The sequence below is a fragment of the Microbispora rosea genome (assembly GCF_044460045.1).
GTDB lineage: Bacteria > Actinomycetota > Actinomycetes > Streptosporangiales > Streptosporangiaceae > Microbispora > Microbispora rosea.
The window spans coordinates 295,928-312,672 of sequence record NZ_JBITJO010000004.1 but is presented as its reverse complement, the minus strand read 5'-3'; the positions used below and the strand labels follow the sequence as shown (position 1 = coordinate 312,672).

The 16,745-nt window shown below is 73.5% G+C and carries 16 protein-coding genes; 4 read left to right on the top strand and 12 right to left on the bottom strand.

Annotated elements, in window-relative coordinates; translation table 11 throughout:
- Positions 1–56: 56 nt before the first annotated feature.
- On the top strand, positions 57–2,171 hold the full coding sequence (locus ACIBK1_RS18750; protein ID WP_396736390.1) for an N-6 DNA methylase: 2,115 nt from the start codon (positions 57–59) through the stop codon (positions 2,169–2,171).
- 109 nt (positions 2,172–2,280) lie between these two features.
- Positions 2,281–3,183, top strand: a complete 903-nt coding sequence (locus ACIBK1_RS18745) for a serine/threonine-protein kinase (protein ID WP_030510592.1) — start codon at positions 2,281–2,283, stop codon at positions 3,181–3,183.
- 57 nt (positions 3,184–3,240) lie between these two features.
- Here the strand turns inward: ACIBK1_RS18745 and ACIBK1_RS18740 are convergent, their stop codons facing one another.
- The 10 genes from ACIBK1_RS18740 to ACIBK1_RS18695 all read right to left on the bottom strand — a co-directional run bounded on the left by ACIBK1_RS18740 (position 3,241) and on the right by ACIBK1_RS18695 (position 14,424).
- A complete protein-coding gene (locus ACIBK1_RS18740) occupies positions 3,241–4,284 on the bottom strand; it encodes a DUF2293 domain-containing protein (protein ID WP_396736387.1) in 1,044 nt (347 codons plus the stop codon).
- A gap of 15 nt (positions 4,285–4,299) precedes the next feature.
- Entirely contained in the window at positions 4,300–5,466 is a 1,167-nt protein-coding gene (gene rodA, locus ACIBK1_RS18735; protein WP_030510590.1) for a rod shape-determining protein RodA, read from the bottom strand.
- A 121-nt stretch (positions 5,467–5,587) separates the two neighbouring features.
- Complete coding sequence (gene mrdA / locus ACIBK1_RS18730) at positions 5,588–7,636, bottom strand: penicillin-binding protein 2 (protein ID WP_197042809.1); 2,049 nt, start codon at positions 7,634–7,636, stop codon at positions 5,588–5,590.
- Positions 7,629–8,165, bottom strand: a complete 537-nt coding sequence (gene mreD, locus ACIBK1_RS18725) for a rod shape-determining protein MreD (RefSeq protein ID WP_051762228.1) — start codon at positions 8,163–8,165, stop codon at positions 7,629–7,631. Before mreD ends, mrdA begins: the two co-directional genes overlap by 8 nt.
- Positions 8,165–9,001, bottom strand: coding sequence for a rod shape-determining protein MreC (gene mreC, locus ACIBK1_RS18720; protein ID WP_396736382.1), 837 nt, complete (start codon positions 8,999–9,001; stop codon positions 8,165–8,167). The genes mreD and mreC overlap by 1 nt, the downstream gene beginning before the upstream one ends.
- 17 nt (positions 9,002–9,018) lie before the next feature.
- Positions 9,019–10,053, bottom strand: coding sequence for a rod shape-determining protein (mreB, locus tag ACIBK1_RS18715; RefSeq protein ID WP_030510586.1), 1,035 nt, complete (start codon positions 10,051–10,053; stop codon positions 9,019–9,021).
- A 97-nt stretch (positions 10,054–10,150) separates the two neighbouring features.
- Entirely contained in the window at positions 10,151–11,161 is a 1,011-nt protein-coding gene (locus ACIBK1_RS18710; protein ID WP_396736378.1) for a hypothetical protein, read from the bottom strand.
- A 75-nt stretch (positions 11,162–11,236) separates the two neighbouring features.
- Positions 11,237–12,250, bottom strand: coding sequence for an agmatinase (gene speB, locus ACIBK1_RS18705; protein ID WP_396736375.1), 1,014 nt, complete (start codon positions 12,248–12,250; stop codon positions 11,237–11,239).
- 45 nt (positions 12,251–12,295) lie between these two features.
- The gene (locus ACIBK1_RS18700) at positions 12,296–13,924 is read right to left on the bottom strand and encodes a PH domain-containing protein (RefSeq protein ID WP_396736372.1); all 1,629 of its coding nucleotides are present in this window, start codon (positions 13,922–13,924) and stop codon (positions 12,296–12,298) included.
- Positions 13,921–14,424, bottom strand: coding sequence for a PH domain-containing protein (locus tag ACIBK1_RS18695; protein ID WP_030510582.1), 504 nt, complete (start codon positions 14,422–14,424; stop codon positions 13,921–13,923). Before ACIBK1_RS18695 ends, ACIBK1_RS18700 begins: the two co-directional genes overlap by 4 nt.
- 194 nt (positions 14,425–14,618) lie before the next feature.
- On the opposite strand from ACIBK1_RS18695, the gene ACIBK1_RS18690 reads away from it, so the two are divergent.
- Positions 14,619–14,981, top strand: coding sequence for a metalloregulator ArsR/SmtB family transcription factor (locus ACIBK1_RS18690; protein WP_030510581.1), 363 nt, complete (start codon positions 14,619–14,621; stop codon positions 14,979–14,981).
- Positions 14,978–15,478, top strand: a complete 501-nt coding sequence (locus ACIBK1_RS18685) for an SRPBCC family protein (protein ID WP_030510580.1) — start codon at positions 14,978–14,980, stop codon at positions 15,476–15,478. Before ACIBK1_RS18690 ends, ACIBK1_RS18685 begins: the two co-directional genes overlap by 4 nt.
- A gap of 26 nt (positions 15,479–15,504) precedes the next feature.
- On the opposite strand, the gene ACIBK1_RS18680 is transcribed toward ACIBK1_RS18685, so the two are convergent.
- Together ACIBK1_RS18680 and ACIBK1_RS18675 are read right to left on the bottom strand one after the other, a co-directional pair.
- Complete coding sequence (locus ACIBK1_RS18680; protein ID WP_030510579.1) at positions 15,505–16,344, bottom strand: LLM class flavin-dependent oxidoreductase; 840 nt, start codon at positions 16,342–16,344, stop codon at positions 15,505–15,507.
- Positions 16,345–16,544: 200 nt separating this feature from the next.
- Positions 16,545–16,676: a hypothetical protein gene (locus tag ACIBK1_RS18675; RefSeq protein WP_256863183.1), complete on the bottom strand. Its 132-nt coding sequence runs from the start codon at positions 16,674–16,676 to the stop codon at positions 16,545–16,547.
- Positions 16,677–16,745 lie beyond the last annotated feature (69 nt).

The window sequence follows — 16,745 nt, the reverse complement described above, 5'->3', positions numbered from 1 at the left end:
TTTTGAGTAAACCATTGGTTGAGTCACTTCACAAGCACAGTGCTAGGCTCGTGTTCATGAGCCACGACGCCCAGGCGGACAACTCGGCGGACACGACCGCGCGCCCGGCCGCCGCGAGCCCGCTCGAGGCCGCCGTCGAGGCGGCGGTCGAAGCGACCGTGAACGCGGGCGACATCGCCCGGCTCGCCGACGTCGGCAGGGCCGCGGTCAGCAACTGGCGCCGCCGCTACGAGGACTTCCCCCAGCCGGTCGGAGGTACCGCCTCCAGCCCCCTTTTCTCGCTTCCCGAAGTGGAGGCGTGGCTGCGCAGGAACGGCAAGTCGTTCGAGGTGTCCCAGGGCGACCGCGTCTGGCAGCGGCTGCGCGCGTCGGCGGACGACCTGCGCCTGGGCGAGGTGCTGGGGGAGGTGGGGGCGTTCCTGCTCTACACGCTCCGCGACCCCGACGGCTGGAAGCGGCTGTCCGCCGCCCCCGACCTCGCCGTACGGCTCCCGCGTGCGGTGGCGGAGGCGACCGCCGACCTGCCCCCGCGCGCGGGGGACGCGACGCAGGTCGAGCCCGGCCTGCTCCGGCTGGTCGCCGGGATGGCCGAGCGGAGCGGCGCGGCCGGCACGTTCGAGTTCCTCTGCGAGCGGTACGCCGAGGCGCACAGCCGCAGGCTGGCGCTGACCCGGCCCGACCTGGTCGCCCTGATGACCCGGCTGGCCTGTTCGGGGGCGCGGACGGTGCTCGACCCGGCGTGCGGCATGGGCACACTCCTGCTGGGCGCCGCCGGGGCCGCCGGGGCGGGGGACGACGTGCGACTGCTCGGCCAGGACGCCAACGAGACGGTCGCGATGCTCGCGGCGTTGCGGCTGCTGCTGCGCGGACGGGACGCCCGGGTCGTCCCGGGGGACGCGCTGCGGCACGACGCGTTCCCGCCGGACCGGCCGTCGGACGGCGCGCTCGCGGACGCGGTCGTGTGCGACCCGCCGTTCAACGAGCGGGCGTGGGGCCACGAGGACCTCGTCGGCGATCCGCGCTGGCAGTACGGCATGCCTCCGCGGGGCGAGTCGGAGCTGGCCTGGGTGCAGCACTGCCTCGCCCACGTGCGGCCCGGCGGGCTGGTGGCCATCCTGATGCCGGGTGTCGCGGCGAGCCGCCGCCCGGGACGCCGCATCCGGGCGAACCTGCTGCGGACGGGCGCGCTGCGCGCGGTCTTCACGCTGGTGCCCGGGGGCCCCGACCTGTGGCTGCTGCGCCGTCCCGAGCCTGGGGAACGGCAGCCCGGCGCGATCCTCGTGGCCGACGCGGGAGACGACCCGGCCTCCGTCGAAGCGGCCTGGCGGGCCCACCTCGCGAAGACCGAGCTTCCGCCCGGCGGCCGCACGGTCAGGATCATCGACATCCTCGACGACGAGGTGGACGTGAGCCCGGCGCGGCACCTGTCCCCCCGGGTCGACATGCGGGGTTTTCCCGCGGCCGGTGAGCGCTTCAGGGAGGCGCTCGCGGCGCTGGCCGGCGACATGCCCGACCTGGAGGTGCTCACCGGCGGCGCGGCGGGCTGGGACGTGTCGTGGGCGACCGTGGCCGAGATGGCGAGATCCGGGCTGGTCACCATCAGGCACTCGACGCTGCGGGCGCTGCCCGCCGATGTCCCCGGCAGCGAGATGTCCGGCAGCGAGATGTCCGAGAGCGAGGTTTCCGGCGGCGAGGTTTCCGGCGGCGAGGTGCCCGAGGGGGAAGTGCCCGTGCTGACGGCCGACGACGTCGCGGCCGGAACGACGCCGTCGAGGTGGATCCCGCGCGCCCCCGGCCTGCTCGCCGTACGGCGGGGAGACGTCGTCGCGTCGGCCGTCACCGCCCGGGTGGTCGCGGGGGAGGGGGCGGTCCTGGGCCCCCATCTCAGCCTTTTCCGCGTCGATCCCGGCAAGGTGGATCCCGAGTTCCTGGCCGGGTTCCTGCGCTACGCCGCGGGCGGCGGGCGGCCGCACCTGGGCAGCAGCCGCGTGGAGGCCCGCCGGGCCCGCGTGCCCCAGCTTCCCCTGGCCGTCCAGCGGACGTACGGCACGGCCTTCCGGCGGCTGCTCGCGCTGGAGGACGGCCTGCGCGAGGTGGCCGCGGCGGGTGAGGCGCTCGCGCGGCTCGGCGTCGAGGGGCTGATCGACGGACGCCTCCGCCCCCGTGGGTGACGCGGCCGGCAGCTCCTCAGCTGAGAGAGTCCTGTCCACCCTGCCGCCGAGCCCGAGCATCGCGGACGAATCCGGTAGCTTTTCCCCGATAGGCCGACGGGAGGGGCGCATGGTCATCGGGGACCGGTATGACCTGGACGACCTCCCCCTGGGGCAGGGCGGCATGGGCGCCGTATACGGCGGGCACGACCGGCGGCTCGACCGCAAGGTGGCGGTGAAGTTCCTGCGGCTGCCCGACGGCCCCGACGAGGAGTTGCAGCGCCGCTTCATCCGCGAGGCGCGCATCCTCGCGAAGCTCGACCACCCGGGCGCGCCCGTGCTCTACGACTTCGGCACCTACGAGCAGCGGCTCTTCCAGGTCATGCAGTTCATCGAGGGCGTGACGGTCGCCGACCTGCTGAGCGAGCACGGCCCGCTGCCGGTGCCGTGGGCCGCGGCCATCGCCGCGCAGGCGTGCGCCGTGCTGACCGCCGCCCACGAGCTGTCGATCTGCCACCGGGACCTCAAGCCGACCAACCTCATGCTCTGCCCGGACGGCAGCGTGAAGCTGCTCGACTTCGGGCTCGCCATGCTGCGTGAGACGGACGTCGCGGGGAGGACGGCGCAGTTCACCCGGATCGGGCAGATTCTCGGCACCCCGGCGTACATGTCCCCGGAGCAGATCCAGCGGGGCGTCGCCGGGCCGAAGAGCGACCTGTACTCGCTCGGCTGCGTGCTGCACGAGATGCTGACCGGCAACCAGCTGTTCACCGGGCCCACGGAGTACGCCGTGTTCGACAAGCAGGTGAAGGAACAGCCGCCGCGGGTGCCGGGGGTCCCCGCCGCGCTCGACCGTCTCATCGCCGAACTGCTGGAGAAGGAGCCGGACAACCGGCCGCCCGACGCGCACACGCTGTTCGAGCGGCTGCAGCCGTTCGCGGTCGACCTGCCCCCGCTGCCCGGCTTCCTCAACCCCTCGTCGGTCCCCAGCCCCGGGCGCATGTACGCCCAGATGGTCGGCCGGGTCCGCTGACGGGGCCGCTGAAGGGTCCGCTGATGGGCCGGCCGGAGGTCCGCCGGAAGCGGGCGCTCACGCCCGCCAGGCCGTCAGGACCTCCTCGACCCGGGGGCGGATTCGCTCGCGGGCCGTCATCCGCGGCGTCCCGCCCATCAGCAGCGCGTCGTAGTCGGTGTCCAGATGGCGCACGCTCGCGATCACGGCGAGCGTGATGGCGTTCTCGTCCAGCACCCGGGCGGCGGCGGTGCGGCCCACCCGCCCGCTGCCGCGTACGGCGGCGTGCGCGGCGATGGCCTCGGCCCGCTCGGCCGGGCAGTGGGGGAACAGGCGGCGGATCTGCGCAGCCATCCTCGTCTGGAACTCGGCGTCCTCGCCGGCCCGGCGCTCGCGGTCGCGTTCGCGGCGGCGCAGCCGTGCCTCCTCGTCGGCCAGGCACTGCTCCTCGGCCCGGGTCAGCGCCTCCTCCTCGACCAGCACGCCGAGCCGCTCGTATCTCTTGCGCCGCCGGTTGAAGCGGACCACCACCGCAGACAACCCGCTCTCCTTCTTGGCGCGGCGGCTCAGCGCCGCGTTCCCCGCCGGAAGGAAGCACAGATGGTCCATGTCGGCGCAGGTCAGGCAGTGCGGCCGATCGTCCTCCATGATCAGATAAGGCCCGGTGTCCCCGCACCCGGCACACGTCCACGCGTCCAGCGGCGCCACGGCCGTGAGGTCGGGGGCCTTGCTGTGCCGTTCGGCGATCTGCCGCCGCCGTGTCTCGCTCAGCTCGGGCGACAGCCAGTGGGCGCGGAAGGCACGCTCCAGGTCCTCGTCGCCCGCCGCCGTGAAGCGCAGCGGCCGCCGGTCGCGGGTGCCCGCCGTGTAGGCCGCCTCGCTCTCCAGCAGGTCGCGGGACATGGCCCACGCGCGCAGATGCGACAGGGCCTCGGCCATCCGGCCGGCGTCCACGGCGGCCAGCCCTTCCAGGCTGTCGGCGCGCCCCTGCCGCCACGTCTCCACGTGGCGGTCGTGCAGCCACCGCAGGCCGGTGAGGACGTCGATCGGGGTCACGTACTTGCGGGTGGCCAGGGCGATCTCCGCCGCCTGGGCCACCCGTCCGCCGAGCTTGCTGCGCATTCCTCCAAGGGTGCCCTATGCCGGTGTGCGCGTACGCCGGTTCACGGCGGCGAGCAGCCCCACGGCCGCCAGGCTGGAGATCGTGGCCGACCCGCCGTACGACACGAACGGCAGCGGCAGCCCCGCGACCGGCAGCAGGCCCATCGTCATCCCGACGTTCACGAACGTCTGGAACGCCAGCCAGCACACCACCCCGCCGGCCACCGCCGTGCCGAACGGTGAGGGGCTCTTGGCCGCGATCCACAGGCCGCGCCACAACAGGGCGAGCATCAGCAGGATCACGCAGGCCGCGCCGAGGAAGCCGAGCTCCTCGCCCGCGACGGTGAAGATGAAGTCGGTGTGCTGCTCGGGCACGAAATGACCCGCCGTCTGCTCGCCGTGGAACAGGCCCTTGCCGAGCAGGCCCCCGGAGCCGATCGCGATCCTGGCCTGGGTGGCGTTGTAGCCCATGCCCATGGGGTCGGCGTCCGGGTCGGCCAGCACCATCAGGCGCTGGAGCTGGTAGGGCCGGATCAGGTCGAGCCGCCACACCAGGAGAAGCCCGGCGGCCCCGGCGGCGGCGAACGCCGCGAACCACCTCTTGGGCGCTCCCGACACCACGATCATCCCGGTGGCCAGCACCAGGAAGACCATCGCGGTGCCGTAGTCGGGCTGCAGCGCGATCAGCCCGACCGGCACCGCGGCGAGGCCGAGGGCGAGCAGCACGGCCCCGGCGCCCGGCCTGCGCTCGCCGTCGCGCGGCTCGCCCAGCGCCGTCGCGATCGCGAGCACCGTGGCCGCCTTGGCGAACTCGGACGGCTGGAACTGCAGCCCGTCGCCGAGCACGATCCAGGCGTGCGAGCCGTTGATCGTGCGGCCCAGCGGGGTCAGCACGGCGACCAGCCCGGCCAGCCCGAGCAGGTACAGCACCGGGACGTAGGCCCGCAGCATTCGCAGGTCGATCCGCGAGACGGCCCACAGGAGCGCGAAGCCGATGCCCACGCTGAGCGCCTGCCGCTGCAGGAGTGTCGAGCCCGGCTCGTTGCGGGTGGCCGACCACACGAGCAGCAGCCCGATCGCCGACAACGCGGCCGCGGGCAGCACCAGGCCCCAGGCGGGGAAGAAGGCGAGGCGCGCCCACGGCCTCCGCCTGGTCGCCCGGCTCGCCGGCAGCCGTACGGACAGGGGACCGAGCGTCGTCATCGCGTGCCTCCAACCAGCCGAGCCCAGCCCGTTCCACCCCTGCCCGTCCGAGTCCTGCCCGTCCGAGTCCAGCCTGTTCCACCGCTGCCCGTCCGAGTCCCGCCCGTCCGGGTCCCGCCCGTCACCGCGTGCCACCCGGCTCGGAGAACGCGACCGGAGGCAGGGAGGCGGACCGCGCCCCTCCGCCGTCCTTGTCGTGCTTCGTGCTCTTCTTGCCGTGCTTCTTCGCGTCGTGGGTGAGGGCGGCGATGCCCTCCCAGATCTCCCGGGCGGCGGGGGCCGCCGTGGTCGCGCCCGTGCCGCCCTGCGAGACGACCACCACCACGACATACTTCGGCTTCTTCACCGGGCCGAAGGAGGCGAACCACGAGGTGTCCTGCCTGCCGTACGCCTCGGCGGTGCCGGTCTTCCCCGCGACCGGCAGCCGCTTGAAGGAGTAGCCCTCGAACGCGCCGGCGGCCGTACCCGCGCGAGGCACGTCGGCGAGCGAGTCGCGGATGAACCGCAGCGTCGTGCGAGAGGCGTCGATCTTTCCCACGACGGGCGGGTTGATCGTGCGGACCACGGTGCCGTCGGGGCGCACGACCCGCTTGCCGATCCTGGGGCTGAAGACCGTGCCGCCGTTGGCGAGCGCGGCGTACCCCCGGGCGAGCTGGAGCGGCGTCACCAGCACGTCGCCCTGGCCGATCGAGAAGTTGGCCGCGTCGCCCGCCCACCAGACCCCGCCGGAACGGCAGTTGTCGGAGGCGAGCGCCTTGAGGTAGGCCGCCCGCTTGCGGTCGGACATCTCCGGATAGCCGGTCTTGGCGCGGCGGCAGGAGTCGGCCTTGGTCCGCTCCCAGTTGGCCTTCTTCCAGGCGCGGTCGGGCACCCGCCCCGACGCCTCGTGCGGCAGGTCGACGCCGGTGGGCGTGCCGAACCCGAACTCCCCGGCCATCTTCTGCATCGGGTCCTTGGGGTGTTTGACCGGCTTGAGCCCGCCGTCGCGCTGCCACATCTTCTCGGCGAACCGGTAGAAGATCGTGTCGCAGGACACCACCAGGGCCCGGTGCATGTCCATCCGGCCCAGCTCGGCGCTCTCGAAGTTGTGGAACACCCGGCCGCCGATCGTGTAGCCGCCCGGGCAGTCGTAGGAGGCCCGCAGTGAGTAGCCCGCCTTCGCCGCCGCGGCCGTCGAGGTCACCTTCCAGGTGGAACCCGGTGGCCACTGCCCCTGCACGGCCGCGCTGACCAGCGGCAGGTCCTCGTAGTCGTGCTGCGAGATGCCCCCGGTCCACACGCCCGGGTCGTAGGTGGGATAGTCGGCGATCGCCGTCACCCGCCCGGTCTTCGCCTCCAGCACCACCGCCGCGCCGCTGTCCGCGGGCTCGCCCCGCTTGCGCGCGGCGGTCACGGCCCGGGCCAGCGCCCGCTCGGCCACCTCCTGGATGCGCGCGTCGATGCTGGTCACCAGCGTGTCTCCGGCGACGGCGGCCTCCTCGCGGATCAGGCCGGTGACCGTGCCCGTGCTGTCCACGGCCACCTGCCTGAGCCCGGTGCGCCCGGCCAGCTCGCGGTCGTACTGCGCTTCGAGGCCGTCGCGGCCGATCAGCTCCGGGCCTCCCTCGGGGTCGTCGGGGGAGGGCGGCTGCAGGTAACCGAGCACGTGCGCCGCGGCCGAGCCGAGCGGATAGGTCCTGACCGGCCGCAACGCGGTGCTGACGCCGGGGAACTCGTCCTGCCGCTCCGCGATCCACAGCGCCGTGCGCACGCTCACGTCGTCCGCGACCACGATCGGCTGGTACGGCGAGCCGGGCCAGCACGGCCGGGGCACACCTCCGGCGCACAGCCGGGCCCGGTCGGCGATCTCCTGGTAGGGCCGGCCCAGGGCCCGGGCGAGCCGGGTCAGCACGTCCCGCCCGCCGTCGGGCTGGTGGATGAGGGCCATGTAGTCCACCGACACCAGGGGTTTGGTCTCGTTGGCGACCAGCGGCCGGCCGCGTACGTCGAGGATCGGCCCCCGCACCGGCGGCAGGACGACCGAGCGGACCCGTGACTCCGTGGCCGCCCGCACGTACGACGGGCCGGTGACGATCTGCAGATACCACAGGCGGCCGAGCAGGGTCAGCATGAGCGCGGTCACCACGACGAACACGAGCGTGAGGCGGCCCCGGTGGACGGTCCTACGCAAGCCGCCTCCCCCGGCCGTACCGATCGCGTGAACCGTCCCGCGACCTCGGCACCCGCCCGAACGAGCGGCGGCGGGGCAGCAGGGCGAGCGCCGCCGCCACGAGCGCGGCCAGGCCGACGGTCCAGGCGACGGCGCCGGGCGCGAGTGCCGTGCCCCAGGGCGTGCCGTCGAGCAGGGCCGCGAGCACGCCCCCGGCGAGCGTCGCGCCCAGGGCCACGACGGCGGCGACGGCGGTGCGCCGCCCGGCCGCGCCGTCCGCGGTGACCCGTGCGCACACCCACCCGGCCAGGCACATGACCAGGGCGAGCCGCCCGATGGTGTGGTCGGCGGGCGGCGCGACGTCGGCGGCCAGGCCCGCGGCGAACCCCAGGAACGCCCCCGCTCCGGGGCGTAGCAGCGCCGCAAGCGCGATGACGGCGACCAGCACGACGTCGGGTCCGCCGCCGGGCAGGGACAGCCCGTTGACCACGGCGACCTGGAGCACCGGTGCGAGGAGGACCACGAGCACGGACAGGACGACCGCCTTCATCACGCCCCCTTCGCCTTCTTCTGGTTCTTCTCGCCGCTCTTCGCGGCGTCCGCATCCCCGCCCCCGGCCTCGCTCCCGGCCTCGCCTTCGGCGGCGGACGCGTCCACCGCCGCGGCGTCCGGCAGCGGTCCCAGCACCACGGTGACGAGGTCGAGCGCGGTGAAGCGGGCGAAGGGACGCACGAGCGCCGTCCTGGTCAGCGCGTCCGGCGCGGGTTCCACCGTGACCACCGTGCCGATCGGCACGTCCGGCACGTACGGCCGCATGTCCCGCGACCCCAGGGTCACCACCCGGTCGCCGGGCTTGACCTCGGCGGAGGCGTTGAGCAGGCTCAGCCGCAGCAGCCCGTGCTCGGGGACGCCGGTCACCAGGCCGACCTCACGCGAGCCCTCCAGCCGGGCCCCGATCGAGGCGCCGGAGGCCGTGGCGAGCTGCACGGTCGCCGTGCCGGGGCCGGAGCGCAGGATCCGGCCGACCAGCCCGTCGCCGTCGAACACGGTCATGTCGCGGGTCACACCGGCGTCGGAGCCGGTGTCGACGGTGACCGTGCCGTCCCGGCCGAAGCCGATGACGTGGGCCGACACGACCCGGTAGCCGTCCGCCTGGGCGGGGGACGGGGTCGGGCGCCGGGCGGCCAGCAGGTCGGCGCGCAGGCGGGCGTTCTCGCGTTCGAGCTCCGCCACGCGATGCTCGCCCGACGCCCAGCGGACGCCGGCGGACGCCGCGTCCTCCAGCCCGCCGAAGACGGCCGACCCGAACGCCCGCAGCGGTTCGAGCGGGGTGACGGTGTCGGCTGCGATCAGGGCGGCGGAGACGAGCGCAAGCAAAACGGGCACCCGGCGACCGGAGGCCCTCATCGACGCGTTTCGGGGAGGAACACGTCCTGCATGTCGTCGAAACGCTCGACGCACCGGCCCGCGCCCAGCACCACGGACTGGAGCGGCTGGTCGACGAGGTGGATCGGCATGCCGACGGCCTTCTCGAGCCGTTCGGCCAGCCCGTCGAGCAGCGCGCCGCCGCCGGTCAGCACGATGCCGTTGTCGATCAGGTCGCCCGCCAGCTCGGCCGGGCACTGGTCCAGCGTGCTCTGCACGGCGTCGACGATCGTCTGGACCTGGTCCTCGATCGCCTCCCGCACCTGCGCCCGGTTGATCGTCGCGGTTTTCGGCAGGCCGGTCACCAGGTCACGGCCGCGGATCGGCAGCGGCGTGGTCTCGTCGCCGCCCGGCCGCGCGCTGCCCAGCTTGATCTTGACGTGCTCGGCCGTGCGCTCGCCGAGCATCAGGGAGTGTTCCTTCTTGACGTAGTTGACGATCGCCTCGTCGAGCTCGTCGCCGCCGACCCGCACGGACTTCGACACGACCACCCCGCCGAGCGAGACGATCGCGACCTCCGTCGTGCCGCCGCCGATGTCCACGACCATGTTGCCGGTCGTGTCGCCCACGTTGAGCCCGGCGCCGATCGCCGCGGCCATCGGCTCCTCGATGATGCGGACGCGGCGGGCGCCCGCCTCGTACGCCGCCTCCCTGACCGCGCGCTGCTCGACGCTCGTGGTGCCGCTCGGCACGGCGACGACGACCCGGGGCCTGGCCAGGTAGCGGTTCTTGTGCGCCACCTGGATGAAGTGCCGCAGCATGCGCTCGGCCGCGTCGAGGTCGGCGATCACGCCGTCCTTGAGGGGACGCAGCGTGGCGATGTGGGGCGGGGTCCGCCCGATCATCTCCTTCGCCGCGGTCCCGACCGCCACGATCCTGTCCGTGTGCAGGTTGACCGCCACCACCGACGGCTCGTCGAGGACCACGCCCTTCTTGCGCACGTACACGAGCGTGTTGGCCGTGCCGAGATCGACCGCCATGTCCCGGCCGAGCAATCCCCACGGGAAACCCATCGCCGACCAGCTTTCAGAAAGGAGGGAGAGCACGCGTGATCGCTGCCCGGCGGCCCTGCCTCTAAACAGAACGGTCCCTCCCGTACGAACCGGACCGCTAGGCGACGCTGAGATAGAGGTCTCTCGCCAGCTTCGTCACCCGCTGGGCCGACTGCGTGAAGGACGCCCCCGAGGGCTGCAGGGTGAGCACCACCATGATCAGCCGGTCGCCGATCACGCCAGTAGTGTGGAGCACCGGACGGCCGAAATCAACCGGGTTGCCGCTGATTGTGACCGCCCCGATACGGTATGACGTCGCCTTCGTCCGGGTGCATTTGACGGGAGGAACCGCACCATATCCGGACCAGCCCTGCTTGATCGCCCAGGGCCGGGGGACGGCGCGGGGGATGCCGAAGAACTGGTCGAAACCGTCGCGGGCGCACTGCGACGCCTTGCGCAGATTGCCGAGGACGAAGTCGCGGACGCGCGGCTCGGCCCGCCGCAACAGATACCGATAGACGAGCGCGATGTCGGCCGCGCTGATGGCCGTGTAGCCCCAGAAGCCGGGTTTGGCGGCGGGTGGCGGGGCGGTTTCGGTCAGGCCGATCCTGCGCGCCATCCGCCGCACGATCTCGCCCTGGCCGCCGCGCCGCCACAGGGCCGTCGCCGCGTCGTCGTCGCTGCCACGGAGCATGGGCGTCAGCAGCGCCATGTCCCGGGCCGGGATCGTCCCCCTGTGCCGCTCCAGATAGTCGGTGGCGATGAGGATCTTCACCACCGACGCCGACCGGAACCGATGGTGCGCCTGCCGTTGGGCGACCGTCTTGCCCGTGGTCACGTCGACCACGGCGTACCCCGCCGTCACCCCGGCAGGCACCCGCACGGGCTTCGCGGGGGACCGGACGGGGCGGGCGGCCGACGCGTCCCTGGTCGCCGGCCCGCTCGCTCCCGCCGTCGCCGGCTCGCTTGCTCCCACGGTCGCGGCGTCGCCTGAGGGTCGTGTGACCGGCGTGGCCCGTGACGCCGCCCGCGCCGAGCCCGTGACGTCGCCGCCGGCCGCGCAGCCGGTCAGGAGCGCCGGGAGCGCGGCGGCGACGGCCAGGACTGCGGCGGTTCTCGATCGCGTCATCCGACCATGCCTACCAGATCGGCTCCCGGCCGTGGGGGGAAACAGCCCGTACGCACCGGTTGTCCCGGAGCGGTCTCAGCGGCCGTCGAGGAGGGGCTGCCGCGGATCCCAGCGGGTGCCGTCGGCGGCGTCCCTGCGCCGCCGGGCGATCGCCGACAGCGCCTCCAGCACGACCCGGTTGCCCAGGTACGCAGTGATGTCCGCGTGGTCGTACGGCGGGGCCACCTCGACGATCTCCAGGCCGACGACGGGCAGCTCGTAACAGGTCCTGCGTACGGCGTCGAGGAGCTGGCGGGCCGACAGGCCGCCCGGCTCGGGCGTGCCGGTGCCGGGTGCGTGGCCGGGGTCGCAGACGTCCACGTCGACCGACAGGTAGACGCCGTCGCACTCGTCGAGCGCGATCGCGTACGCCTCGCTGAGGCACTCGTCGAGACCCTTGGCGACGATCTCGGTCATCTCGTACGACCGCATGCGCTGCCCGGCCATCCAGTCGAGGATCTCCGGCCCCGGCCAGTAGCCGCGCAGGCCGATCTGCAGGAAGCGGTCGCCCCGGATGGCCCCCGACTCGATGAGCCGCCGCATCGGCTGCCCGTGGCCGTGCAGGTGGCCGAACTCGATGTCGCCGGTGTCGGCGTGCGCGTCGAAGTGGAGCATGGAGATCCGGCCGAAGCCGTGGTGGCGGGCCACGCCGGTCGCGTCGGGCAGGGCGATCGTGTGGTCGCCGCCGAGGACGACGGGGATCGCCCCGGAGGCCGCGATCTTGGCGACCGCGTCCTCGATCGCGCGCAGGCTGCCCTCGATGTCCCCGGCGTAGGTCTCCACGTCTCCGGCGTCAAGCACCCGCAGGTCCTTGAGGGCGTCCACGCGCAGCGCCAGGCTGGGGCGGGAGCCGTCGTGGGGGAGATAGCAGGTCTGCCGGATGGCGTTCGGGCCGAATCGCGCACCCGGGCGGTGGGAGGTGCCGCCGTCGAACGGCGCGCCCAGGATGACGACGTCGGCGTCCGCGTAGCCGGCCGGGTCGTCGAGGTCGCAGCGCTCGACGCCGAGGAACGTGATGTCGGGGCCGAACATCTGGCCGTAGCGGGACAATCCAACTCCTGGCATCAAACCGGTCTTATCGGGCAACCCATGCTATTAGCCGACAGGGCTGACGTGCTGCTCCTCGACGAGGAACGGGTCGAGCAGGCCCGGGGTGCCCGCGGCGGCCAGGCGCAGCGCCTCGGCGAGGTCCACGTCGCGCACCTGGTAGCCCTGCTTGCCCGCCGCCGTGGTCGCCGTCAGCGTCACCAGGCCGGCCCGGCGCTGGAAGAACGACCGCTCGACGTTCCAGCCGATGACGCCGTCGCACTCCAGCGCCACCCGGCGACGGGAGAACGAGCCCCAGCGGGTGATCAGATACCCGGACGTCAGAGCGTGGCCGAGAGAGCGGTAGCGGTCGGCGGCGAGCAGGGCGGTCAGCGGCAGCAGGGCGGCGGCGGTGAGCCACGTCCACGACGGCAGCCCGGCCCACCACCACAGCGCGACCAGCGCGGCCAGCACCAGCGCGTGCACGCCGTACGCCCGGGTGAACCTGCGGCGCAGTGCGGCGGGGCCGTGCGCGGTCAGACCCACGGTGACCGGCGAGGCTCCGGAGGCGGAGGAGTCGGACGGGGCGACGGCGACACGGGGGAGCACGAGCCGGGCCACCGACACGGCGGCCGCGCGCGGCGCGGGCGGCAGCAGCAACGATCCGCCGCGCTGGGCGCCCTGCGCCGCCCGCAGCCCCGTCGTGACCGCGGAAAGGCGGGCCCCGCGTACGGCGCGCAGCAGCAGCGGCTCGGTGACCTCGACCCCGCGCAGCCGGCGTTCCTCGATCGTGGTGGCCCGCGTGGTCAGCAGCCCCCGGGTCACGTGGAGGGTGCCCTCGGGGTGCCGGGTCAGCCGGAAGTTGCCGAAGGCCAGGACGTAGCCGAGCGTGGAGGCGACGCTCACGAACACCACCAGCACGAGCACCACCGTCGTGATCTCCAGCGGGAGCGACATCGCCCTGAACCACCGCAGGGTCTCCTGGACGGGCCCGACCCTGCCGAGGTCGACGTTGCCCTCCGAGACCAGCCGGGACACGAACCCGGCGACGACGCCCACCGTGACGAGTCCGGACATCGTGAACGGCCCGAACCTCACCCACTCGGGACGCATCCGCGCGAGTTCGGTCTCCGCGGCCGGCGTGCTCCCCGCGGGAGGCGTCACGCTGATCTCCGCGGCGGACGCGGCGGACGCGGCGGACGCGGCGGACGCGGCGGACGAGGTGGAGGTCGCGGCGGGAGAGCGGTGCAGCAGCTCCACGCGCAGGCGGGCGGCCTCGGCGGCGGACAGCGCGTCGAGCTTGAGCCGGCCCTCGCGCCTGCGCTCCGACGTGCCCGTCCCCACCTCCACCCGGGCCAGGCCGAGCACCCGGTGCAGCACGTGGGAGGTGACGTCCACCGTGCGGACCCGGTCGCGCGGCACGGTCACCACCTTGCGGGTCAGCAGGCCGCGGCGGACCTGCACGTGCTCGGGGGTGATGCGATAGGTCGTGGTGAACCAGCGGAGCATGCCGAGCACCACCATGAGGCCGACGCCGCCGATGCTCCACCATTGGCCCTGCCCGCCGCTGCTCGTCCCCGCGACCAGCAGGCCGAGCAGCGCCGGGGCGGCCCGTACGACCTCCTGGAACGGGTGGATCACCAGCATGCGCGGGCTCAGCCGCCGCCAGCTCGAGGTCGTCTCGACGAGGTCGATCACGTGGCGTCACCCGCCGTCGCCTGCGCGGTCGCGGTGAGTTCGGCGACCAGGCGCTGGGCCGTGTCGCGGTCGAGGCCGCTGACCTTGATCGGGCCGGCGGCGGAGGCGGTGGTGACGGTGACGTTGGCCAGGCGGAAGATCTGCTCCAGCGGGCCGCGCTCGCTGTCCACGGTCTGGATGCGGGAGACGGGGGCGATGCGCCACTCCTGCTTGAACCAGCCCGACTGGGTGAACACGGCCGCGGACGTGGCCTCCCAGCGGTGCACCCGATAACGCCACTGTGGCATGACCGTGACGTGCGCCACCGCGACGACGGCGGTGACGACGAGAGCGGTCACGTGGGTGGCGGCGGGCCAGGCGTCACCGTCGCCGTCGGCCACGAGCCAGACGACCTGGGCCGCGAGGAGGACCAGCCAGCCGAGGGCGGCCCGTGCGGCCCAATACCAGACGGCGGTGCGGCTCACGCGGTGCTGAGGAGACCGGAGGGTCGGGGTGTCCACGTCTCAACTCTGCCCGATCGCGCGCGTTCTGGCGTAGTGGCGCATATCCCGTCCTGATCGGGACAAATGTCGTGTCCCGCGATCGGCGGTGGATCGGACGGTTCTGCCGACGGGGACGGTCGCGTTGGCGAGGTGGTTCCGGTACGAGGCCGCCGTCCGGCGAAAAGCGTAACCTATAGGTTACGCTTTTCCTCATGGACATGGTGGTGCAAGCGATCGCGGACCCGGTGCGCCGGGAGATCCTGGTCATGTTGCGCGGAGGCAGGCTCTCGGCGGGACAGATCGCCGGGCACTTCCGGATCAGCCGGCCGGCCGTGAGCCGCCACCTGCGGGTGCTCCGGCAAAGCGGGCTGGTGCGCGACCAGCTCGTCGGCAGGCAACGGCTCTACGAGCTCGACGCCGGGCAGCTCACCGAGCTCGCCGTATGGCTCGGCCAGTTCGTCCGGCCTCTCGGCTGGGAGCACCGCCTCGACGCGCTGGAGACGGAGGTCTACCGGACCCGGCGCGAACGCCGTACGCGCAGTGCGGCCGACCAAGCGAAGGAGAACACCGCGTGAACCATTCCCCCACCGGCGAGCTGTTCCGCACCGGCGCCGGCAGTGATCTCGTCCTGACGCGCTCGTTCCGCGCCTCCGCCGAGGACGTGTGGGCCAGCATCACCGAGCCCGAGTCCACGGCGCGCTGGTTCGGGCCGTGGGAGGGCGACGCCGCGCCCGGCCGCACGATCAAGGTGCGGATGGCGTTCGAGGACGAGGCGCCGTGGCTCGAAATGCGCATCGACGCGTGCGATCCGCCACGGCGGCTGGCGCTGTCGGCTACCGACGAATCCGGCACCTGGCGCGTCGAGATGCTGCTGTCGGAAGCCGCCGGTGCAACGCGCCTGCGGTTCGTGCAGCACCTCGAGACCGAGGAGCAGCTCGGCGAGATCGGCCCGGGCTGGGAGTACTACCTGGACATGCTCGTGGCCGCGCGTGACGGCTCACCCACGCCGGACTTCGCCGCCTACTACCCCGCGATGCGGCCCTACTACGCCGGACTGCCCGCCCAGACATGAGGGCCCCCGGCCCTTGACGGATGACCTCAGAGGGCGGACAGCAGCGTGTGGACGTGGGAAAGCGGGTCGGCGCCCACCGGGCGGACGGCGACCGTGGAGACGCCCGCCTCCCACAATGCCCTGACGTGCGCGGCCGCCTCCTCCGGCGAACCGGCCGCCATGGCGACCTCCTCCGGCGCGACCTGCAGGAACCCGGCCTGCTCCTCGGCCGCCTTCCGCATGGCCTCGCGCGCGCCGTCGCCGACGTAGAGGTGGACGAACGCCACCACTTCGTGGTCTCCGGTCGCGCCGATCCCCTCGATCATCGACCGCAGCCGCTCCGGGGGGAGGCCCTCGGGGAGGATGGTGCCCTGGGCGATCCGTCCCGACAGGGCCAGTGAGCGCGGGCTCACCACTCCGGCGAGGACGGGCGGCGGCTCGGCCGGCGGGTGGACGAGGCGGACGCCGTCCAGGCTCACCTCGCGTCCGTGCAGGGTGACGGTCTCGCCGCGCAGCAGCGACCGTACGGACGTGATCGTCTCCTCCAGCAGCGACAGCGGCGACGCGGCGGCGGCGCCCACCTGACGCATCCACGCCTGCACGCCGTGCCCGATCCCGGCGGCCAGCCGCCCGGGGTGGAGGCGGGCCAGGTTGGCCAGCTCCATCGCCAGCAGCATCGGATTGCGCAGGGGCGCCGGAGTGATGCCGATGCCCACGCGCAGGCGCGAGGTCGCGGCCAGCGCCGTGGCGGCCGAGGAGATCGCGCCCGTCCAGCCGAGGTCCTCCACCACCCACAGGTCGGAGACCGCCGTGCCGTCGAGCTCCCCGGCGAACGGCGTGAGCGACTCCGGCGGGAGGTCGCGGTCGAAGACGACTCCAAGCCTCACGGGCGGCCCTCCAGAACAGGCGAGATCGGCTCTACGGCCTTCGAGTATCCAGGACGGAGGGAAGCGGCGCATACCGGGCGACGGCGCAGGGGACGGATGGGTTGCTCGGCGGGGGCGGGGGTTTCAGCGGGGCAGGGAATGAGGAGGGCCGGGCCACGGTGGGCCCGGCCCGGATCATGGTGGCACCGGCCGTGCGGCCGTCACTCGCTCGCGCCCTCGGCGGGACGGTTGGCCTTCTTCGCCTGCTTCGCCGAGCGGGCTTCCTTGATGGCCGTCCTCTTCGCCTTGCCGGTGGACTTCGCGGGCTTCTTCTTCTGAGCGTCGTCAGCCATGATTCCCCCGAATGTACGAGGATGCGCCTTATGTGCGCATCTGAGGGGGTTGATACCCAAGAGAGCGGT

Excerpts from the sequence above, each read along its gene's own strand:
- ACIBK1_RS18750 (WP_396736390.1), top strand. The coding sequence starts at position 57 with ATGAGCCACGACGCCCAGGCGGACAACTCGGCGGACACGACCGCGCGC.
- rodA (WP_030510590.1), bottom strand. The coding sequence starts at position 5,466 with ATGACGACGCTCGGTCCCCTGTCCGTACGGCTGCCGGCGAGCCGGGCG.
- ACIBK1_RS18710 (WP_396736378.1), bottom strand. The coding sequence starts at position 11,161 with ATGACGCGATCGAGAACCGCCGCAGTCCTGGCCGTCGCCGCCGCGCTC.
- ACIBK1_RS18740 (WP_396736387.1), bottom strand. The coding sequence starts at position 4,284 with ATGCGCAGCAAGCTCGGCGGACGGGTGGCCCAGGCGGCGGAGATCGCC.
- mreD (WP_051762228.1), bottom strand. The coding sequence starts at position 8,165 with ATGAAGGCGGTCGTCCTGTCCGTGCTCGTGGTCCTCCTCGCACCGGTG.
- mreB (WP_030510586.1), bottom strand. The coding sequence starts at position 10,053 with ATGGGTTTCCCGTGGGGATTGCTCGGCCGGGACATGGCGGTCGATCTC.
- ACIBK1_RS18675 (WP_256863183.1), bottom strand. The coding sequence starts at position 16,676 with ATGGCTGACGACGCTCAGAAGAAGAAGCCCGCGAAGTCCACCGGCAAG.
- ACIBK1_RS18745 (WP_030510592.1), top strand. The coding sequence starts at position 2,281 with ATGGTCATCGGGGACCGGTATGACCTGGACGACCTCCCCCTGGGGCAG.
- ACIBK1_RS18690 (WP_030510581.1), top strand. The coding sequence starts at position 14,619 with ATGGACATGGTGGTGCAAGCGATCGCGGACCCGGTGCGCCGGGAGATC.